The organism is candidate division KSB1 bacterium (assembly GCA_034505495.1).
GTDB lineage: Bacteria > Zhuqueibacterota > Zhuqueibacteria > Residuimicrobiales > Krinioviventaceae > Fontimicrobium_A.
Genome location: JAPDQV010000016.1, coordinates 46,682 through 65,510, shown reverse-complemented (window position 1 = coordinate 65,510; position 18,829 = coordinate 46,682). Strand labels below are relative to the sequence as shown.

Annotated in this window: 15 protein-coding genes; 4 read left to right on the top strand and 11 right to left on the bottom strand. The window is 54.1% G+C overall.

Annotation, left to right across the window (positions count from 1 at the left end; translation table 11 throughout):
- Positions 1–214 precede the first annotated feature (214 nt).
- The 3 genes from ONB24_08450 to ONB24_08440 are packed head-to-tail and all read left to right on the top strand — an operon-like array spanning position 215 to position 3,535.
- On the top strand, positions 215–1,606 hold the full coding sequence (locus tag ONB24_08450) for a nucleotide sugar dehydrogenase (protein ID MDZ7316138.1): 1,392 nt from the start codon (positions 215–217) through the stop codon (positions 1,604–1,606).
- On the top strand, positions 1,603–2,190 hold the full coding sequence (locus tag ONB24_08445; protein MDZ7316137.1) for an HD domain-containing protein: 588 nt from the start codon (positions 1,603–1,605) through the stop codon (positions 2,188–2,190). Before ONB24_08450 ends, ONB24_08445 begins: the two co-directional genes overlap by 4 nt.
- A gap of 13 nt (positions 2,191–2,203) precedes the next feature.
- On the top strand, positions 2,204–3,535 hold the full coding sequence (locus tag ONB24_08440) for a B12-binding domain-containing radical SAM protein (protein MDZ7316136.1): 1,332 nt from the start codon (positions 2,204–2,206) through the stop codon (positions 3,533–3,535).
- A 28-nt stretch (positions 3,536–3,563) separates the two neighbouring features.
- Here ONB24_08440 and ONB24_08435 read toward each other — a convergent pair whose 3' ends face one another.
- From ONB24_08435 to secD, 4 genes are all read right to left on the bottom strand, one after another.
- Complete coding sequence (locus ONB24_08435) at positions 3,564–4,841, bottom strand: adenylosuccinate synthase (protein MDZ7316135.1); 1,278 nt, start codon at positions 4,839–4,841, stop codon at positions 3,564–3,566.
- A gap of 71 nt (positions 4,842–4,912) precedes the next feature.
- Positions 4,913–5,248, bottom strand: a complete 336-nt coding sequence (locus tag ONB24_08430) for an STAS domain-containing protein (protein MDZ7316134.1) — start codon at positions 5,246–5,248, stop codon at positions 4,913–4,915.
- 27 nt (positions 5,249–5,275) lie between these two features.
- Positions 5,276–6,208, bottom strand: a complete 933-nt coding sequence (gene secF, locus ONB24_08425) for a protein translocase subunit SecF (protein ID MDZ7316133.1) — start codon at positions 6,206–6,208, stop codon at positions 5,276–5,278.
- Positions 6,209–6,242: 34 nt separating this feature from the next.
- A complete protein-coding gene (gene secD, locus ONB24_08420; protein ID MDZ7316132.1) occupies positions 6,243–8,285 on the bottom strand; it encodes a protein translocase subunit SecD in 2,043 nt (680 codons plus the stop codon).
- 167 nt (positions 8,286–8,452) lie between these two features.
- Between secD and nhaC the strand changes: the two genes are divergently transcribed.
- Entirely contained in the window at positions 8,453–9,871 is a 1,419-nt protein-coding gene (gene nhaC / locus ONB24_08415; GenBank protein MDZ7316131.1) for a Na+/H+ antiporter NhaC, read from the top strand.
- On the opposite strand, the gene ONB24_08410 is transcribed toward nhaC, so the two are convergent.
- The 7 genes from ONB24_08410 to ONB24_08380 all read right to left on the bottom strand — a co-directional run.
- On the bottom strand, positions 9,862–10,806 hold the full coding sequence (locus ONB24_08410; GenBank protein ID MDZ7316130.1) for an AEC family transporter: 945 nt from the start codon (positions 10,804–10,806) through the stop codon (positions 9,862–9,864). The genes nhaC and ONB24_08410 overlap by 10 nt on opposite strands.
- Before the next feature lie 2 nt (positions 10,807–10,808).
- On the bottom strand, positions 10,809–13,706 hold the full coding sequence (locus ONB24_08405; GenBank protein MDZ7316129.1) for a DUF4091 domain-containing protein: 2,898 nt from the start codon (positions 13,704–13,706) through the stop codon (positions 10,809–10,811).
- Positions 13,703–14,110: a biopolymer transporter ExbD gene (locus ONB24_08400; GenBank protein ID MDZ7316128.1), complete on the bottom strand. Its 408-nt coding sequence runs from the start codon at positions 14,108–14,110 to the stop codon at positions 13,703–13,705. The genes ONB24_08405 and ONB24_08400 overlap by 4 nt, the downstream gene beginning before the upstream one ends.
- A 14-nt stretch (positions 14,111–14,124) precedes the next feature.
- Entirely contained in the window at positions 14,125–14,742 is a 618-nt protein-coding gene (locus tag ONB24_08395; protein MDZ7316127.1) for a MotA/TolQ/ExbB proton channel family protein, read from the bottom strand.
- A 96-nt stretch (positions 14,743–14,838) separates the two neighbouring features.
- A complete protein-coding gene (locus ONB24_08390) occupies positions 14,839–15,921 on the bottom strand; it encodes a hypothetical protein (protein MDZ7316126.1) in 1,083 nt (360 codons plus the stop codon).
- Positions 15,922–16,008: 87 nt separating this feature from the next.
- Positions 16,009–17,052, bottom strand: a complete 1,044-nt coding sequence (locus tag ONB24_08385; GenBank protein ID MDZ7316125.1) for a hypothetical protein — start codon at positions 17,050–17,052, stop codon at positions 16,009–16,011.
- A partial coding sequence (locus ONB24_08380) for a hypothetical protein (GenBank protein ID MDZ7316124.1) occupies positions 17,049–18,829 on the bottom strand: 1,781 nt, incomplete at its 5' end. The genes ONB24_08385 and ONB24_08380, both read right to left, overlap by 4 nt.

Below are 18,829 nucleotides of genomic sequence, written 5' to 3'. Positions count from 1 at the left end.
TGTGAATGACCATGGGATTTCCTCCTTAATGGATTAGTTATGCAACTGTAGCAAGTTAGGAAATCCCGATAACTTTAAACAACGCTAAATTAACTTACACATAATGATTTGCATCCCGCATCTAAACCATCCTGCGCAAAATTCCTTCTTTGAAGTATAAAATGCTGTTCAAAATTACAATAGAGCTTTGTAAATTAAGGAAAAAGGAGATTGCATGTCAAAAGACGGTTTTGAAAAACGAATTCTCTGCATAGGCGCCGGGTATGTCGGCGGCCCGACGATGGCCGTGATCGCTGCCCAATGCCCTCAATACAAAGTGACGGTTGTAGATATCAATAAAGAAAAGATTGCCGCTTGGCAGACCGACAAGCTGCCGATCTATGAGCCGGGGCTGCTGGAAGTTGTCAAAAAAGCCCGCGGTCGTAATCTATTTTTTTCCACCGACATCGAGGCGGCCATCAAAGAAGCCGAGATCATTTTTGTCTCCGTCAATACGCCGACCAAGACATTCGGTGAAGGCGCCGGAAAAACAGCAGACCTCCAATATTGGGAAAAAACGGCGCGCGACATCCTCCGCGCTGCGGAGAGCGATAAAATCATCGTCGAAAAAAGCACGCTGCCCGTGCGCACGGCCGCGGCATTGGAGCGGATTCTCCACAACAACGACAAAGGGCTGCACTTTGACATTATCTCGAACCCCGAGTTCCTCGCCGAGGGTACGGCGATCAAAGATCTGCTCGAGCCGGACCGGGTGCTGATCGGTTCGCGCGAGACCGAGCGCGGCATTCGCGCCCGCGATCAAATCGTCGAGATCTATGCCAACTGGGTGCCGCGCGAACGCATCATCACCAGCAATATCTGGAGCTCCGAACTCTCCAAGCTGGCGGCCAACGCCTTTTTAGCCCAACGCATTTCCTCCATCAACAGCATTTCCGCTTTGTGCGAAAAGACCGAAGCCAGCATCAACGAAGTCGCATACGCCGTGGGCGCCGACAGCCGCATCGGCCCGAAATTTCTCAAAGCGGGCGTCGGATTCGGCGGCAGCTGCTTCAAAAAAGACATCCTCAATTTGGTCTATATCGCCGAATCTTACGGACTTTATGAGGTGGCCGCCTATTGGGAACAGGTGGTGCGCATGAATGAATATCAGGAACATCGTTTTGTGCGCAACCTGGTCACCGCCATGTTTAATACCGTAGCCGGAAAACGAATCGCCTTGTTCGGTTTCGCCTTCAAGGCGGACACCGGCGACACACGCGAAGCGCCGGCCATTACCGTAACTCGAAAGCTGGTCGAAGAACGGGCAAATGTCGTCATCACTGACCCCCAAGCGCTGGAAAACGCCAAATTGGATTTGGCCGACATACTGGACAAAGTCGAGTTCGAAATCGACCCCTATCGCGCCGCCGCCGGTGCCCACGCCGTTGCGATCATCACGGAGTGGGACCTCTACAAATCGCTCGATTACCGAAAAATCTATGCCTCAATGGAAAAGCCGGCTTTTCTTTTTGACGGCCGCAATATCCTCGATCGCCGAGATATGTTCGAAATCGGCTTTAACGTCTACGCCATCGGCCACGCGCCTTTGACGCATTTCAGCGAATGACCGAGCGACTGGAAAGACAAATTGCGTTTCTCGCCGAGATCGACAGGCTGAAAGGCGTCCTTCGGCGCAGCTACCTCATTGACGGCTCGCGCCGCGAGAATTCCGCCGAACACAGCTGGCATTTGGCGACGGCGGTCATCATTTTAGGCGAGCAGGCGGATCCGCGCGTCGACCTGCTGCGCGCCGTCAAAATGGCGCTCGTGCACGACGTCGTGGAAATCGACGCCGGCGACACCTTTTTGTACGACGAGGCCGCTTCTGTACAAAAGGAAGAACTCGAACGCAAGGCGGCAGAACGTCTTTTTTCTCTTCTGCCCGACGATGAAGCCGAGGCGCTGAAAAGTCTGTGGGAAGAGTTCGAAGCCGGCGAAACGCCGACAGCGCGATTCGTTCGCGGCCTGGACCGCCTGTTGCCCCTTCTGCACAACTATTATACTCAAGGCCGAACTTGGCGGGAACACAATATTCGATTACCGCAAGTTTTGAAAATGAACGCACGAATCGAGGAGGCCTCGCCGGAGCTGTGGTGCCTTGCCCAAGCCCTCATCCAAGAGGCGGTTGATAAAGGCTTTTTAGCGACATGAGGACAAAGCGGCCGTGAAAGTCCTGCTCATTCAACCGCCGATCGAGGACTTTTATACAACGCCCATTCGGCTCTATCCATTGGGGCTCCTTTATGTTGCTGCAGCGTTGCGTCGACTGGGCTGTGCCGTCGAGCTTTTGGACGCCCTCTCTCCCCTTAAGCGCCGACAGTTACCCATTCCGCCGACAATGAGCTACCTCAAGCCTTTTCTCGAAGAGAACCCTCTGTTGTTCAAAGGCTACTATCGCTTCGGGCTCACCGATGATGAAATCGAAGCACGTGTATGCCGCTCGCAGCCCGACCTGATCGGGATTTCGACCCAGTTCACGGCCTACTTTTCCACCGCAGAACGCCTGATTCGTCGACTTGATCGCTTGAACCTGCCGATCGTGCTCGGCGGTCATCACGCTACAGTCTTTCAGTCGGAAATTCACCATCGGCTGCCGGAACTCGCGGCGGTGCTGGCAGGACCGGCGGAAACCGCACTTCCCGATTTCTTTAACCGGCGTTTCGACGGCTCCAAGGATAGCGTGGATTGGAAGAGTTTGATTCCTGCCCATGACCTGGCGCCTGCGGCAGACTATCGCATTGGGAAAAAGCCTTATATCTCGCTGATCGCTTCGCGCGGTTGCCCGTTCGCCTGCGAGTTCTGCAGCGTGCATGCCATGTTCGGCCGGCGGTTCGACAAACGGCCGGTCGAGGATGTAGTTGGGGAAATGACGAAAGCGGTGCAGAGTAAAGGCGTGCAGATCATTAATTTCGAAGACGACAACCTCTCGGTTGACCGCGCCTGGTTCGCCGAGCTGCTGCAAAAGATCATTGCCGAGCCTGCTCTCCATCATGTAGAATTGACCGCCATGAACGGCCTGTGTTACCCGACTTTGAATAACGAGCTGCTCCGGCTGATGTACCTCGCCGGTTTTCGTCGCCTTAATCTCTCCTTTGTTACTCGAGATCCTCTTTTACGGCAGCGCCTCAGCCGTCCCATGCAGAACGACGACCTGCGCGGCATCGTCGAAACGGCGAAAAAGTTGGGATTTATGGTGACGGTTTATGTGATCATCGGTTTACCGGGCCAGACGTTTACAGAGATTAAGCAGACAATTGACGATCTATTGGAAATGGGCGTTTTGGTAGGACCCTCGGTCTTTTACATCCCCCCCGGCAGCTCCCTCTACAACAATCTGGAAATTCCCCAAGAAATAATGAATGAGTGGGATCTCTATCGTTCATCCGCCTTTGCAGTGGAAACGCATCACCTCAGCCGTCCCCAGTTGGTCGAACTCTTTACCTATGCGAGAGCAGAAAACCTCCGGCGCAGACAGCGCGGCGCCGGCGCAGCCTGACGTCCCCGCGTGCTGCAGTACATCACGCTTAGGCGAGGGCGATGGTCTGATCGCGATTGGGTCCGACTGAAATCAACGACAGCGGCGTAGCGGTTAGTTCGGAGATACGGTCAAGGTACTTGCGCGCGTTGGTCGGCAGGTCGTTCCAGCTCCTGCAGTTGGATGTAGGCCTCTGCCAGCCGGCATGGGATTCAAGAATCGGCACTGCCTCGGTCTGCGCCGTCAGGCCGGCGGGATAATGCTGCAGCACGGTATCGCGAAAGCGGTATCCGGTGCAGATCTTGATTTCCGGCAAAGTATCGAGGACGTCCAGCTTGGTGATGGCCAGCGAGGTCAGCCCATTGACGCGCACCGCGTGATTGACGACTACAGCGTCGAACCAACCGCAGCGACGCGGCCTTCCGGTAGTGGCGCCGAATTCACCTCCAATCTGCCGAATCTGCTCGGAAAAGTCGGCGTCGAATTCGGTCGGGAAAGGCCCCATGCCGACGCGGGTCGTGTAGGCTTTGGCCACCCCAATCACGCGATCGATCTTTTGCGGGCTGATTCCCAAGCCGACGCAGGCGCCGCCGATCGTCGGGTTCGATGAAGTGACATAGGGATAAGTTCCGAAATCGACATCGAGCATGGTTCCCTGCGCTCCTTCCAGCAGCACGCGCTTACCGAGGCGCAGGGCATCATTCAAATAGACTGAAGCGTCGATGACGGCCGCTTTGAGTTTTTCGGCATATACTAGGCATTCCTCTACCACAGCCTGAACGTCGATCGGCGGGCGCCCATACATGGTCTGCAGCAGGAGATTATATTCCCCCGCCGTCGCTTCGATGTTCTGCCGCAGGAGGTCCGGCTCCAAAAGTTCGCAAACGCGGATACCGCGCCTGCCAACCTTGTCGACGTACGCCGGACCGATGCCGCGGCCGGTAGTGCCGATCTTTTGCCGCAGCGACCCGCTTTCGAGCGCTTCATCCAGCGCCCGATGGTAGGGGAAAATGAGATGCGCCCGATCGCTGATCAACAGGCGGCCGCGAACGTCGATGCCGCGCCTTTCGACCATTTCGATCTCTTCCCACAGCACCTTGAGATTGATCACCACGCCGTTACCGATGACGCAGACGGTATGCGGTCGCAGAATTCCGGAAGGGATCTGATGCAGGACCAGCTCTTCGCCGTTGACGACAACTGTGTGTCCGGCATTGGGTCCGCCCTGAAAGCGCGCGACGATATCGACGGTTTCGCTCAACAGATCGACGATTTTACCTTTGCCCTCGTCGCCCCATTGAGCGCCGATTACTGCGAAAGCAGGCATTCTCTCCTCAGCAGAAAAAAGCCCCGTGTCGAAAAAGACGCGGAGCTGATGGTTCAAAAGTAAGCAACGGATTAAAAGGCGGCAAGAGCGTCCTGCCGATTGTCGTAAAGCGAAAATTTACCGATGAGCTTGGTGATGGTCAGCAGATGACGAATCTTTTCCGAAGCGCCGCAAAGCTTGAGCTTGCCGCCGGTTTGATGAACGACGCCGAAAGCATTGATCAATAGTCCCAATCCGGTGCTGTTCATCCACTCGACACCGGAAAGGTCGATCAAAAAATTCCTGCGGCCCGCATCGATAAGTGCGTGAAGGCGTTCTTTCAATTGCGTGGCATCGGGGCCACCTATGATTTTGCCCGCCAATTGAAAGACGATGACGCCGTTTTCTTCCCGCTCCTCAATGTTCATCGCTGCCCCTCCTCAGGACACAGGCATTTATGCTTTACGAAGGATGGCGCTTTTGCCTTTTGTGGCTTCGGTTTTGGCTTCCCATTCATAAACTAAAGGACTAGCGATAAAAATTGACGAATAGGTACCGATGAGAATTCCGACCAAAAGCGCAAAGGCAAAATCGTGAATGACCTCGCCGCCGAACAAGTAAAGTGCAAAAACCACCAACAATGTCGTCAATGAGGTGTTGATGGTACGGTTCAACGTTTGGTTGATGCTGATGTTGATAATGTTGTACAAATTCTCTCGGCGCAGCACTTTGAGATTTTCACGGATCCGGTCGAACACAACGATGGTATCGTTGAGTGAATAACCGACGATGGTTAGAAAGGCAGCGATCACAACCAGCGTGATCTCCAGATTGAGCACAGAGAAAAAACCCAAGGTGATGATAACATCATGGAACAAAGCCAGAACTGCTCCGACGGCAAATTTGAACTCGAAGCGCCAGCTGATGTAGACCAGGATACCGAACAGGGCGATAAGGATCGCCATTACGGCCGCGCGCCGCAGTTCACCGCCGATTTTCGGCCCGATTTCCTGCACCATGAGGACCTCGTAAGGGTTATCGGGAAAAGAAGAGCGCAGCTGCTGCTCAACCACCTGGCCGATCTGGGTTCCTTCGGCGGATTTTTCGAGTCGAATGATGAATTGATTCTCGTCGGCGGCGCCGATATGTTTAATCTCCGCCGTACCGTAACCGGCTTGGCTCAATGAACTACGGATCTCACCGGCGCTGATCGGCTTTTCGAACCGCAGCTCCAGGGATGTTCCGCCGGTAAAGTCGATGCCGTATTTCGGGCCTCCGTGCAAAAGCAGAGAAACCAGCGAAATAAGAAGTAAGGTGCCGGAGAAGAAATACCCCGCCCTGCGCAGCTTTAAAAAATCGACATGCGTTTCTTTGAAAAACTGCATCATAGATCATTTCCTCTGCAAGGGGTAACTGTTCCTGCTATATGCTGAGTTTCTTGATGGCATAGCGTGAAGTAACAAAGTCAAAGATCAATCGCGTAACAAAGATGGCCGTAAACATGCTGACGATGATACCGATGGACAACGTCAAGGCGAATCCTTTGACCGGACCGGTACCAAAGCTGTAAAGCACTACAGCGGAGATGAGCGTTGTTATGTTGGCGTCGAGAATGGTGACCAAAGCGCGTCCGTAGCCTGCATCGATGGCGGCGCGAATCGTCTTGCCGGTGCGCAGCTCTTCGCGAATGCGCTCAAAGATCAGTACGTTCGCGTCGACTGCCATACCGAGCGTCAAGATGATGCCGGCGATGCCGGGCATCGTCAGGGTGGCATGAAAAGCCGCCATCACGGCCAAAATAAACACCATATTTAACAGCAAGGCGAAATCGGCCACCACGCCGGAGAGGCGATAGTAGAATATCATATACAGCACCACCAGAATAAATCCGACGATGGCGGAAAATTGGCCTTTCTGAATCGAATCCTGGCCGAGTGAGGGACCGACAGTGTTCTCAGTAATGGGATAAAGCGGCGCAGGCAGGGCTCCGGCGCGCAGAATGAGCGCCAAGTCTTTAGCCTCTTCCATAGTAAAGGAGCCTTCGATCATAGCGCTGCCGGTTGTGATCTTGGTTTGAATTACGGGTGCCGAGGCGACTTTGCCGTCCAGCACGATTGCCAGCTCGCGCCCGACGTTCATGCCGGTAACCTTGCTGAAAATCTTGGCGCCTTCGCTGTTCAGCTCCATGCTCACATAAGGCGCCCCGGCGTTCAGCGACGTGCTGCCGGTTGAGACCTGCACGCTGGCGTCGGAAAGCATCTCGCCGAGCAGCTCGGGCTCCTTCTTGACCAGATAGAGCCGCTGATACTGCTCCTCACCCAGAGTCATCGGCGCATTGCCGAACAGAAACTCGGCGTCCGGCGGAATTACCTCTTTGACTTCCGGCAACTGGAGGATGCGCTGCACGGCATAGACATTCTTCATCGGTACGGCGATAAAATTGCGGCCCTGGAGCTGGCGCAGAAGAGAGCTGAAAGGTCGATCGCTAAAGGTATTTTCGTCGACAACGACCTTTTCGTCTTCTGAAGGCGTTTCGGCCCCCTTTTCACCAAAAAGATAGCTGAGCGAAACTTCGGTTTCTTTCGCCTTGGGTCCCTCGGGCGTAGCGCTTTTGGTCTTGGCCGTATCCTCCTGCGCTGCCGCTGCGCCTTTTTGTTTGATGCGCATGACGCGGTCGATATCGTCCAAAACCGACCATACCATTTCCGCAGGCTGCACCAGCTTGAATTCCAGGAGTGCCGTAGAGCTGATGATGTTGCGGGCACGCTGAATGCTCTGAATACCGGCCAGCTCAATGATGATGCGGTTATTACCCTGTTTGGTGATCATCGGTTCGGAAACGCCGAACTGGTCGATTCGGTTACGGAGCACCTCCAGCGTACGATCGACGGCATCTTCGGCCTCTTTTTTCAACTCGGCGATCACCTTGTCGTTTGTCTCGCCCTTGCGGCCAAAATAACGGTTGAGCTCTATGCCGCGTTTCTTAAAGTTGTCTTCGAGAACGGAAAAAAAGTCCAATCCGCGCTCTTCGACGGTCTTTTTCGTCTCTTCGATGATTTCGTTCAGCCGATCATCCGGATTTTTCGCCAAGTTCCGCAAAAGCTGCGGCAGGTCGGCCTCGTAAACCATATAGACACCGCCCTGCAGATCCAGGCCGCGCTTAATGGCCCGGCGCTCAATGCTGTTGACCTTTTTGCTCAAATCCGTCAGCCGTCGTCCCAGTTCGACAGCCTGATCGATTGAAGCGGCGGGAGCCTGTTTGCGAAGACGCGCCTCTAAATCACCGGCCACCAGCCCTTCTTCGATCTGGGCTTTCGTCAGGCCTGATACCTCGGCAAGCTGCTTGATGAGCGCCGTCTCCTTTTCCTGCAGTCCGGTGAACTGAAAAGTAGGATAGAGCGAAATCCCCGCCAGAATCAGAAGCACTATGACGAAAATAATTTTGGTATATAAACCCTTCTGCATAAGACCCTTTCCTCCGAAAGAGAATTGGACAGCTATAACTTTCCAATATAGTCTATTTGTAGAAAAATGTCAATTTAAAATTCGGCACGCATAAATGTAAACAAGTGAAAACTATAGAGCTTAAAAATCGCTTTTACAATTTCCGAAATTTGCGTAGAATTAAACCTATGAAAAGAGAACCTTCTTCGCCGCAACCTTTGAGTCGAAAAAAGCCGACGCTCCTTCACGCTTTGGCGCCCGTTTTTTTAATGATTCTTTTCCTCGGCGCAGCCGTCCTCAAGTATCATTCTGCACCGCACATCCCCCTCATCTTCGGCAGTCTTTTTGCCTCCTTGAGCGGTCTAAGCCTGGGCTATCGTTGGTCCGAAATCGAAGAAGGCATTGTACATGCCGTGGCGGTAGCGCTGCAGCCGTGCCTGATCCTGATGGTTATCGGCGTGCTCATCGGCAGCTGGATTGTCGGCGGAATCGTGCCGACCATGATTTATTACGGGCTCAAACTCTTGTCGCCCGCCGTTTTTTTGCCTACTGTTTTCATCATTTGCTCCTTGGTTTCTTTAGCGACCGGCAGCTCCTGGTCGACGGCCGGTACGGTCGGCATTGCCTTGATCGGTGTGGGACACGGCCTCGGCGTGCCGCTGCCCATGACTGCCGGAGCAATCGTCTCCGGCGCCTATTTCGGCGACAAAATGTCTCCGTTGTCCGACACGACCAACCTGGCGCCGGCCGTGGCCGGAACCGACCTCTTTACTCACATCCGACATATGGTCTACACGACAGGGGCCTCGACGATTTTTTCGCTCATTCTTTACACCGGCATCAGCCTTTTTTCGAGGCGCGGCGCTATCGACAGCCAAAACGTCGCGCTTATTTTGAATACACTGCAGAACAACTTTGTCATTTCGCCGCTTTTTCTCATTCCTGCCCTGCTGGTGATCGCAATGGTTATTTTCCGCGTTCCGGCGTTGCCGTCGTTGGTGGGCGGCGCTTTACTCGGCATGATCAGCGCGCTGGTCTTTCAAAAAGCTTCACTGGGGGATGTACTGGAGGCGGCGCAAAGCGGCTTCAGCATGCACAGCGGCGTACAGGCAGTGGATGAACTGTTGAGTCGCGGCGGGTTGGAAAGCATGCTGCCTACAGTGGCACTGATTTTATGCGCACTGTCCTTCGGCGGGATTCTCGAACGCACCGGCCTGCTGCAGGTCATCGCCGAGGCGATCCTCAAGACCGCCAAAAGCGTCGGTTCTTTGGTCACTGCCACGGTTCTGTCGACGATCGTTATGAACATCATCGCGCCGGATCAGTATCTGTCGATTGTGGTGCCGGGAAGAATGTATCGCAAAGCATATGAGGAAAAAGGGCTTGCCCTTCAGAATCTCTCCCGCGCTCTGGAGGACGGCGGCACGCTCAGCTCGCCGCTGATCCCTTGGAATACATGCGGAGCCTATATGGCGGCCACGCTCGGCGTTCATCCTTTTCTCTATTTGCCGTTCGCGTTTTTAAATCTCATCAATCCTCTGGTCTCCATAATCTACGGATTTACCGGCGTCACGATGGTTAAAGCCGCGCCCTCTTCTCAGAAATAGCCCAAGCAGCGCAGCAGATAGACACCGGCGGAAATCGTACCAACCGAGACCAACGTCGTAACCAGAACAATATCCCCGGCCAGGCGACCGTTGCTGCCCATGGCCTCGGCCATGACGTAGCTGGCAATGGCCGTCGGCGCGGCAAAGAAAAAGAAAAGAATTCCCAATTCTTCGCCGCGAAAACCGAGAAGTACGGCGGCGGCGGTGCACACAAGGGGCATCAGCACCGTCTTGATCGCCGCGGCGGTAAAGGTCAACAAGCGGCTCGCCTGGATTCGGCGCAAATTCAGCGAGCTGCCGATGCCGATGAGCGCCAGCGGCAGCGTAAGGGCCGCCAGATACTCAATCGAACGCTGCAAAAAATGAGGCAGCCGCAGTTCAAAGATGAAAAACGGCAGGGCAGCCGCCAACGCCAGAATGAGCGGATTGGTGATGATCGACTTGATCGTCGCCCCTATCGTCGCGGCCTGTTCCCGATGCATGGTCGCCGTTAGGGCAATGATGGAATAGACATTGTAAAGCGGCATTATAACGGCCAGCACCAGAGCTGCGCGGCCCAAAGCCGCCTCGCCGAAGGCGTTTTGAATAAAGGCAAATCCCAAAATGGCGAAATTTCCACGAACGGCCCCCTGAATGAACGCCCCTTGGTCTCGACCGTCCTTTGACAACAAGCCGGCAAGCGGCCATACAAGCAAAAACATCAGTGTGACTGTGGCCGCGATAAAGAGTACAAGACGCAGGCTAAAGATTTCGGAAAAGGAAAAAGCCGTCAGATCACGAAAAACCATGGCGGGCATGGCGGCGTTAAAGACCACGCGCGAGGTCAAGGCGTTGAAATTTTCAGTGACGACGCCCTGACGGCGCAGCAAGTAGCCGACAAAGACGATCATAAAGACCGGCGCAATGATGTTGGCCGTAAAAACAATGTTTGCCAAAGCTACCTCGTTGCAGTTTGCAGCTTGACTATCATTTCAGCCACCTGCTTTCGCCTCTCCAAAATGGGCTCGGGCGTGAGGCTGAAGGAGGTCAATGAAGAACAAATTTCATTCGGCACGCTCACCAACTCTTCAGCTTTCGACAGCAGGGATTGGCGTACATTACGTCGATGTGATTCGATGAGCGCTTTCAGAAGAAAGAGATACTCATAGTCCTCTATGCCGTCCCGCAAAATTTCCCACCGCAAGGAGTTCACCGGTCCTGAAATGCACACGCCGTCGGTCGAATCCCTCGGCGGCGGATAAATCAACCGGCCGTCGCCGTTTCCCCAATAAGAGCGTTCATCAGGCTGAACTCCTGCGCCGCTGCGGTAGCTCATTGGGTCCTGATAGGGATCTTGTTGAGCCGGCGGCGGAAAGGCTTTATCGCTCGTCCAATAGTTCACCGACCAGAGCAGAATGCCCTGTATCCCATATTTCCACGCCATCCAAATCCAACTCCGCAGCTCCACCGCCGGATGGTCAATGAACATGCCCGGATAAGGTGCTTTGGGATTGGTACAAATATACCACCATATTCGTTCGCCTTGGCGTCTTCTCTCCTCGGCCGCACTCTGCCGAAATTGATGCAAAATGGGACACCAGATGTCGACCGCTCCGAAAAGCTCCGGCACAGGCTGCTCGGTCAACAATCTTGCCAAACCCGGAGCCTCGGCGGCAATCCATTTGTTGACGCGGCGAATGTAAGGATAATATTTCGGTTCGGGTTCGTCGAACCAGTAGAGGTAAGCCTGTTCGAGGGCACCTATGCCCTCGAGGTGCGAACGAATTTGGCGCAGACATTCTGCCGTCAATTTTTCGTATTGCGGTGTTCCCTCGGCAAAACCGGCAAGCAAGCCGGGCTGCAGGTGCAGAGAGTTGCCCGAAGGCAGGCCCGGTATCGACAGCAGGAACGTGTTGAAACCCAAGCCCTGCACCCAGCGCCGATAGGCTTGGTCGAACTGGGTAAAATCCAAACGAACCCCAAGGGTTCTTTCGTCGACATCGACGCGGATCGGCGAAAGAGCAAAAGGATCGAACGGCGAAAGGCGGTGCTGAGCAAGATTGCGCAGGTAGAGCTCGAAAACTTGCGTCAAGGATCGGTTGTCGGTGAGCCGGTGGTAGCGTTGCAGGGTCGAAAGATAAAGCCCCACGGCGCTTTGCAGATGAGTTTCGTGCGGCAGAGTGAAATCCCACACCGTCAGGAGCAAAGGTACGGGCACGGTTTCCGTATCGATTTTTAGTACGAGGCGGCCGAGATAGTCTCCGGCCGGACATTCCGACGGCACATGAATACTCAGCCAAAGCGGCTGGTTCCCACCGGCCCGAACTGTCGTCGGCCGATCAAACGGCAGCAGAGGATCGGGCCAAAGACCTGTCGCGCCGCGTTCGTCGGTCGGCACGCGCACATGGACATAGCCGACGCGGTAAACCGTTGCCGAGTCGGGAGGCAAAACAGCTCCGGAAGGGTGACGAAACGGCTCGACATACGCCCACAGGCGACGAATGGGCTTTTTCGCATAGACGACAATCTGCACGGCTTCATATTCGTTGCGTGCCGCGGAAAAGGCAACGACGCGGCCGGTTCGTTTCGGCGGCTCCTGCGCGGGCGCGATCTTGCGCATCGACTCGCAGCTCCAAATCACCGCGCCCTCTATCTCCTGCAATCGATCACCATAATCGTCAAAGGCTGAAAGAGGCTCCGCCGGCTGCAGCGAAACAAGAGTGTCGCCCTTAATGTTGACGATCAGGTGGCCGCTGTTTAGGATCTCTTGTGATTTGATATGAATAGAGCGCGAAGTGACCCTTTCGGCAGCCTTGTCTTGCCTGTCCGGGCGAATAAGCTTCAGAGATTCATTACCTTTTACCTTCAGCTGAAACGTTTCGTTATCTTTCCGGCTGATAGTTACCGCTTCGGCCTGCCGGTCTATGCGCAGAAAGCGGGTCTTGCCGATCAAGTTCGGAGCGTCGGAATCGACATGCGCTTCGTAGCGGTATTCATCGATTTGAATGCGCGTCGGTGGTCTGCCGGCCTGCAGCCGAATAAAGACTTGTTCGGCGGGAAAGATTTCTATCGGCAAAATGAATTCAGCTATTCCGACACGGGAAATTATGCCGATGATTTGCCAATCGACGCCGTTCTTTGAGGCGGCAAGTTCAAGATAGCCGCTTTGTCTAAAAGAAATCTTGAGAGACAGCCGAGCGTCGATCTGCTGCCAATAGCCAAGGCGATGACAATAGATCACCTCACGACCATCGGTCATGTCCCAGCGGTTGGTATTGAAATAGGCGTCAAATCTTGCGAGCGTGCGCACGGCATAGGTGCCCAGCGAAGCAAAATAGTAATGCGCCGCATAAAGTCCCTCTGTAATGGACTCGCCGTCGCCGAGTTCAATGCCGGCCTGCGGTATATGAATGGGTAAAAGCTTTGCAATTCGGAGAGAGCGGAAAAGTATCCTTCCTCGTCCCTGCCAAAGGCCGAGTCGAACATAGTGATCGCCGTCCCGCGGTGCCATGAATCGAAAGGTGACCGTCAGCCACTCTTCCGTCGCTTGTACATCCCGATTGGCAAAGTCGGTTCCGACCATTGCCGCCGAAGCGTAAGCATTTTGCTCATAACGCATCTGAACGGAAAGTTCGTACCAGGTATTGGGGGTGAATGCAAAGGGCAGTTTGGCAAAAGCGGCGCCGGCAGGGTCCCCGAGCACTGCCAGGCAAAGCCTGCCGTCCGACGAATCGATCTCAAAGCTGTCTTGGCCGATCCATTGGTCTGCACGCCGTGCGATCAAATCTTCGGCAGCGGCCGCCGGAGTCAGGCAAAGGCAAACGATCCAAAACAGCAGCCGCGCTGTTTTCCTCACGGCTCCTGCTCCGTTTTAGCGCCGATGACGATTTTGGTCAAGCCGCAACGCCGCGCTGTATCCATCACCTTTACCACCAAACCATGCGGAACCTGCTGGTCCGCCTTGAGAATGAGCGTTTTTTCACGAATATTGGGAATGCGGACGGTAATCTCATCCGCCAAATTTTCCAGCGGTACACGCTTTTCGCCCAAGAAAATTTCCTGGTCGCGCGACAGGTAGATGACGAGGTTTTCCACACGCTCCACTTCGTTGGATTGGATGGTGGGCAATTCGAGCTTCATGCCCGGCTGCTCGATGAAACTGGAAGAGACCATGAAAAAGATCAGCAGAATGAACATCACATCGATCAACGAAGTGATGTTGAGGGTCGGTCGCCGCCGCTTTCGGTCTTTAAACTGCATGCTCCAGGCCGCCTCTATTTCTGAAGCTGTCGAATTTTATGCAGCAGCTTGGTCGTATATTTTTCAATATCGAGAATAAAGTCCTCGGCCTTGGCGGAAAAGTAGTTGTACATAATAAGAGAGGGAATGCCGATGACAAGCCCGGCAACGGTGGTGATGAGCGCCTCGGATATGCCGCCCGCCAGTTGACTGGCCTGACCGGTCCCCACGCGCGAAATAACGGTAAAAACTTTGATCATTCCCAGGACGGTTCCCAACAACCCTAAAAGCGGCGCCACACCGGCAATCGTCTCCAATGCCGGCAGCCCGCGCTCCAGCGCCCGCACCTCTTGGCGGCCCTGATCGTTCAGAAGCTCGCGCATCTCGGTCGGCGTCAGATCCAAATTCTGCAGGCCGGTCAACACCAAATCGGCAAAAGCGCCGGAGTGTTTTTCGCAGATCGCCTTGGCCAGCTCGATATCTTCCAATCGATCGAGCGACTCGATGACGGAAATAATCTCCGGAATGAGAATTTTTTTGCGACGCAGGCTGATCGCGCGTTCGATGACAATGGTCAGCGCTAAAATTGAAGCCAACAGCAGGGGAATCATGGTCACGCCGCCGCGCGCCAGGTAATCAATTACTTGGCTCATGCTATCCTTCATCCTTGTCCAGTTATAAAAGATAGCCACTATTTCGCAAAAGGACAAGCAGATTGCAGAGAAGAGGAGCCGAAGATGCGGTCGGCGTCATTCTTTTTTCGGTTGCTGAGGTGCAGTCTGTCCGGAGGGTTTGCTCTGAGTTTTTGGCGCCGATTGCGTCGTCTTTTTGGCCGAGGACTTGGTACGGAGGCTCTGCGCCTCGATCAAAGCCTGGCGGTACATATCGTAAAGCGATTTGGGCAGAATCATCGCCCGCACGCCCAAGTAAACGCGCCATCCGGGATAGTTGTCGAGCTGCGAAAAGGTACGCCGCGGGCCTTGGGTGTAATCAACGTCTTTGGAGAGCCGCAGGTCGAGCGCCGTATAGAATTTAAAGCGCGGGTGCGGTTTGTAGCCGAAGCTCATGTTCATGTAGAGAAAGTTTTCACGTCCGCCTGCTGCCGGCGGCGGAAAGGTGATCCATGAAAGACCGTAAAATTCGAGGCCATAATCGAACAGCGTGGTGGGAAATTCCAACCCAAAGCCGTAATAAAAAGCCTGACTATTTTTTTTGACCACGCTGATTTCACGAAATTCATCGCCCGCAACCAGGCGCGCCCCCTTGTCGAAATAATTCCAATAGGTCAGGTTGACATGAATACGGTAATCAAAAGCCAGATTAGGCAGCTTGTAGCGATAGGTGAAAAGGCCGGTTAGCCCCGCCTCGGTTGTTCCGGCCGTATATTCTTCGAAAAGGATGTTGTGATAAGAACCGGTCGGGAAACGCAAACCCAGATTCAAGCCCACATAGGCGTTGGTATTCTGAATTTGATAATTGCCGGTGCGGATGTCCAGGCTGGTATCGCCGAAAAGATCGTCAGGCCCTTCGGTATTGACATCTTGATAAATTACGGTGCTCATTGACAGGGAAAGATGGGGCAGAACACCGTAATTGAGAGACATTACGCCCTGCACATCCCAAAAGGTGGTACGCGTAACGACGCCGTCCGAAAAGTACTGAACATCAGCGGCCTCCCCCCACGCCCGACTTTGCCAGGTCGCCCAGAGCTGTTTCGGCCGCGTGCCCATAGCCGACTTGACGTGCAGCATGCCGCGGCCGCCGTTCATAATCGGTCCGGCAAAAGCATTAATTGCGATCAGAAAAACCAAAGTCGGCAGATTTCGTCTCATGGCAACCTCCATGAATAATGATACGGCGACGCGGCAAAGCAGAGAATTCCATCTTTGTTATTGGATGAAAGCTGCAATTTTTCGCATTTACGGCTCATTATCCGCCTGCGTTGTTTTCTTTTTCGCGATTTCGACGGAGCAGCTCAGCCGATGTACATCCTCGAAAGCGTTGGTGACATAGGCATAGTCAACGTTGAGATACCGCCAATGAAAACCGGCACCGGCCGTCAGGCCGACTTCATTGCGCCCTACGCGTAGGCTGATTGCCTTGGCGATCAATTCCGCTCCGTAAAAAGGCGTCATCTCGTACTTTTTCTGCAACGAATAGTAAAAATTAAGCGCAATTCCGCGCAATATGGGTTGCTCATAAGCTATGCCGAAAAGGTAACTGCGCTCTATTCGATCCTGGTGCCTTGTATTCCACACGATCGGTGTTTTGGTCAGATCCCGCACAGTAAAACCAAAAGAAAGATCGCCCAATTCCCGCTGATGAACGAGCGTGCCGAAATTGAATTTGAGCAGGGTGCCGACGTCGATGCCCATGCCGGATGCGGAAGCCTCGCCCAACACCTGTCTTATCAGCTTGAAATTGACGCCGATCGGAAGCGTGACAGGCAGATCGCCGTACCACCAGCCGAGAGGAAAAATCGATTCAAGGGTCTTGGCAAAGCTAAAGTAAAAGACGTCTTCCGTATCCTCGATAAAGCCCAGCGCCGTTCCGCTCGGCCGCAGTTCCAGATCAGCATTGCGTTCGCTGTAGGATTTGCCTTTCAGCTCGGGGTAAACGGGAATATCGTCGACGGCAAAACGGGTCCAATTGATGGACAGCACACCGCCGCCCGGCATTGGGTAAGCAAAGCCGAAATAATTGTAATTGGCCATCGGTGTAAAAAGCGAGCCGAACGTCGGTGCATACATAAGATTAATGCGGGTGGTTTTCAGAAGGCCGAGGGAAGCAGGGTTATAGAAAAAAGTCTCGCCGGTCCCTCCCATAGCCCCGGCGGCGGTTCCCAAAGCCAAAGGGCGCGCGCCTACGCCCAGTTCGAGCGCAGCGCCCGCATAGCGGCCGCCTGCCTTCAGCCATGAAAAAGCAAGCAGAATAATAAAAGCTGAATTTCGCAATGCTTTCATAGAATCTTGGCGATTTTTCCGCTGATCGTGCGTGTTTTACCGCCGCTTTTGGCGGTTAGTCGATAAAAATAGACGCCGTTCGCCGTCTCGAATCCTTCGGCATCTTTGCCGTCCCAAAGAATCTCGTGATAATCGGCGCTAAGCGGATTGGGGTCATCGATGATATCCGCCGGTTTGAATGAGCGAATGAGTTTTCCCGATGCCGTGTAAATTTTGAGCGACAGATCGTCAACCGGTGTGGTAAGGATATAGGCAAAACGCGTTTCCTGACGGAAAGGATTGGGATAATTGCCGAGCATCTGAATCTGCAGCTCCTCGGCAATGCGCAAATAGTACTCTTGTATGTCCGAGAGATTGCGGTTACAGTCCGTCGCCTGTACGGTCAGAATGTGTTCTCCCGGCGTCAGTTTGGGATTGTAGCTGATGACAATCTGATTTCCGTCAATGATCGAATCGGGCAGAGCGATTTCCGTAGAATCCACCGGAAGATCGTCGAGCGCAATCATCAAGCGCCCAGGCGACAAATCGATGCCGTTTTCATCCTGCAGGCGGATGCCCAGTCTCGGCTCGTCTCCCGCCCACTTGTAATCCACATAAGGCTGACCATCGACCGCAACCGAGATCTGCGGCGGTTTATCGTCGCGCACTTCGAGCACGGCCAGTGGACCGAGAATGCGCTCTTCGGCCGTGAGCACGTTTCCTTCCACGCGCGTATCGCAGCGTACCCATTTTTTAGTCTGTTTAGCGAAACGGTAGAGCTTCCATTCTGTCCGCACCGAATCCGCAATCGTGCTGTCGGCCGTGTCGAGCCGCAGGTAGGCCGGTCTCTGCAGCATTTCATTGGTCATCAGTTCGACATGAAACGCCGGCGTACCGCGGCGATGCGAATAATCCGGCTGCTGATTGATCGAAACTTTTTCTAAGGGCCAAACCGCCAAGGCGCTCGGCCGTTTCAAGGCGCCGGCCGGCATTTCTATACTCAAACGGCCGACCTGCAGTTCGGAGCGCCTGCCTTCCGCCAACAAAAATCCTTCCGGAGTCGCCTGAAAATAGCGCGGCGTCAGCAGGGCCGCGGTGCGGTTGTTCTCCTTGGTGTCTTCACGAACAAGGCTGTCGGGGTCCAAAACCACCTCGACCCACAACTCGCCCGGCGAAGGAGTATGCCTGATTCGACTGACGCTCGTTGCATAGGCATCTATGGAGATCGTATCTTTGCCGACTGTTTGCCACAAGGAATCCGACGGTGTTTTGGTGCGATAAAGTACCTCCAAGCCGGTAACCGTGTTGCCGCTCTTGTTCTGCACCGTCGCTTCCAGCATTACCCATTCACCGCCGATGTAACGTATTGCACCCTCTGCCACCTCGACATCCACATCCAGATTGATATAGTGTTTGTACAAGCGGCTGGTTACCGTCCGCCCTTCGGCGTCCGTCGCTTTGAAATAGTAAGAGAATTGGAAGCCGCTCCAAACAATAAAAATACCGCGTTCGGACTTGAACCAATTATTCTCCAGAGGCGCCAGGGGAAGCGAGTCGTTCAACACATAACACCAGAGTTGCTGCAAAGCAGCTCGGCTGCGGACATGGGCGTAAAAGTAGAGGCTGTCGTTTGCCGCACGAGCCACGAAAGTGGAATCGAACACAATGCCTTTGAGAGAAACCGGGGCTGCGCCGTTCACCCGCCGCCGGTTCAGCTCATCAGCAGCAAAAAAACGGACGATGCCCGATTCGCCTTTAAAGCTGTCCTTGACGATCAGACGCCCTTTGGCAAGCGAAT

What these genes read in the sequence shown, in the direction of transcription:
- ONB24_08450 (MDZ7316138.1), top strand. Translation starts at nt 215, where the DNA reads ATGTCAAAAGACGGTTTTGAAAAACGAATTCTCTGCATAGGCGCCGGG.
- ONB24_08445 (MDZ7316137.1), top strand. Translation starts at nt 1,603, where the DNA reads ATGACCGAGCGACTGGAAAGACAAATTGCGTTTCTCGCCGAGATCGAC.
- ONB24_08435 (MDZ7316135.1), bottom strand. Translation starts at nt 4,841, where the DNA reads ATGCCTGCTTTCGCAGTAATCGGCGCTCAATGGGGCGACGAGGGCAAA.
- ONB24_08430 (MDZ7316134.1), bottom strand. Translation starts at nt 5,248, where the DNA reads ATGAACATTGAGGAGCGGGAAGAAAACGGCGTCATCGTCTTTCAATTG.
- secF (MDZ7316133.1), bottom strand. Translation starts at nt 6,208, where the DNA reads ATGATGCAGTTTTTCAAAGAAACGCATGTCGATTTTTTAAAGCTGCGC.
- secD (MDZ7316132.1), bottom strand. Translation starts at nt 8,285, where the DNA reads ATGCAGAAGGGTTTATATACCAAAATTATTTTCGTCATAGTGCTTCTG.
- nhaC (MDZ7316131.1), top strand. Translation starts at nt 8,453, where the DNA reads ATGAAAAGAGAACCTTCTTCGCCGCAACCTTTGAGTCGAAAAAAGCCG.
- ONB24_08400 (MDZ7316128.1), bottom strand. Translation starts at nt 14,110, where the DNA reads ATGCAGTTTAAAGACCGAAAGCGGCGGCGACCGACCCTCAACATCACT.
- ONB24_08395 (MDZ7316127.1), bottom strand. Translation starts at nt 14,742, where the DNA reads ATGAGCCAAGTAATTGATTACCTGGCGCGCGGCGGCGTGACCATGATT.
- ONB24_08390 (MDZ7316126.1), bottom strand. Translation starts at nt 15,921, where the DNA reads ATGAGACGAAATCTGCCGACTTTGGTTTTTCTGATCGCAATTAATGCT.
- ONB24_08385 (MDZ7316125.1), bottom strand. Translation starts at nt 17,052, where the DNA reads ATGAAAGCATTGCGAAATTCAGCTTTTATTATTCTGCTTGCTTTTTCA.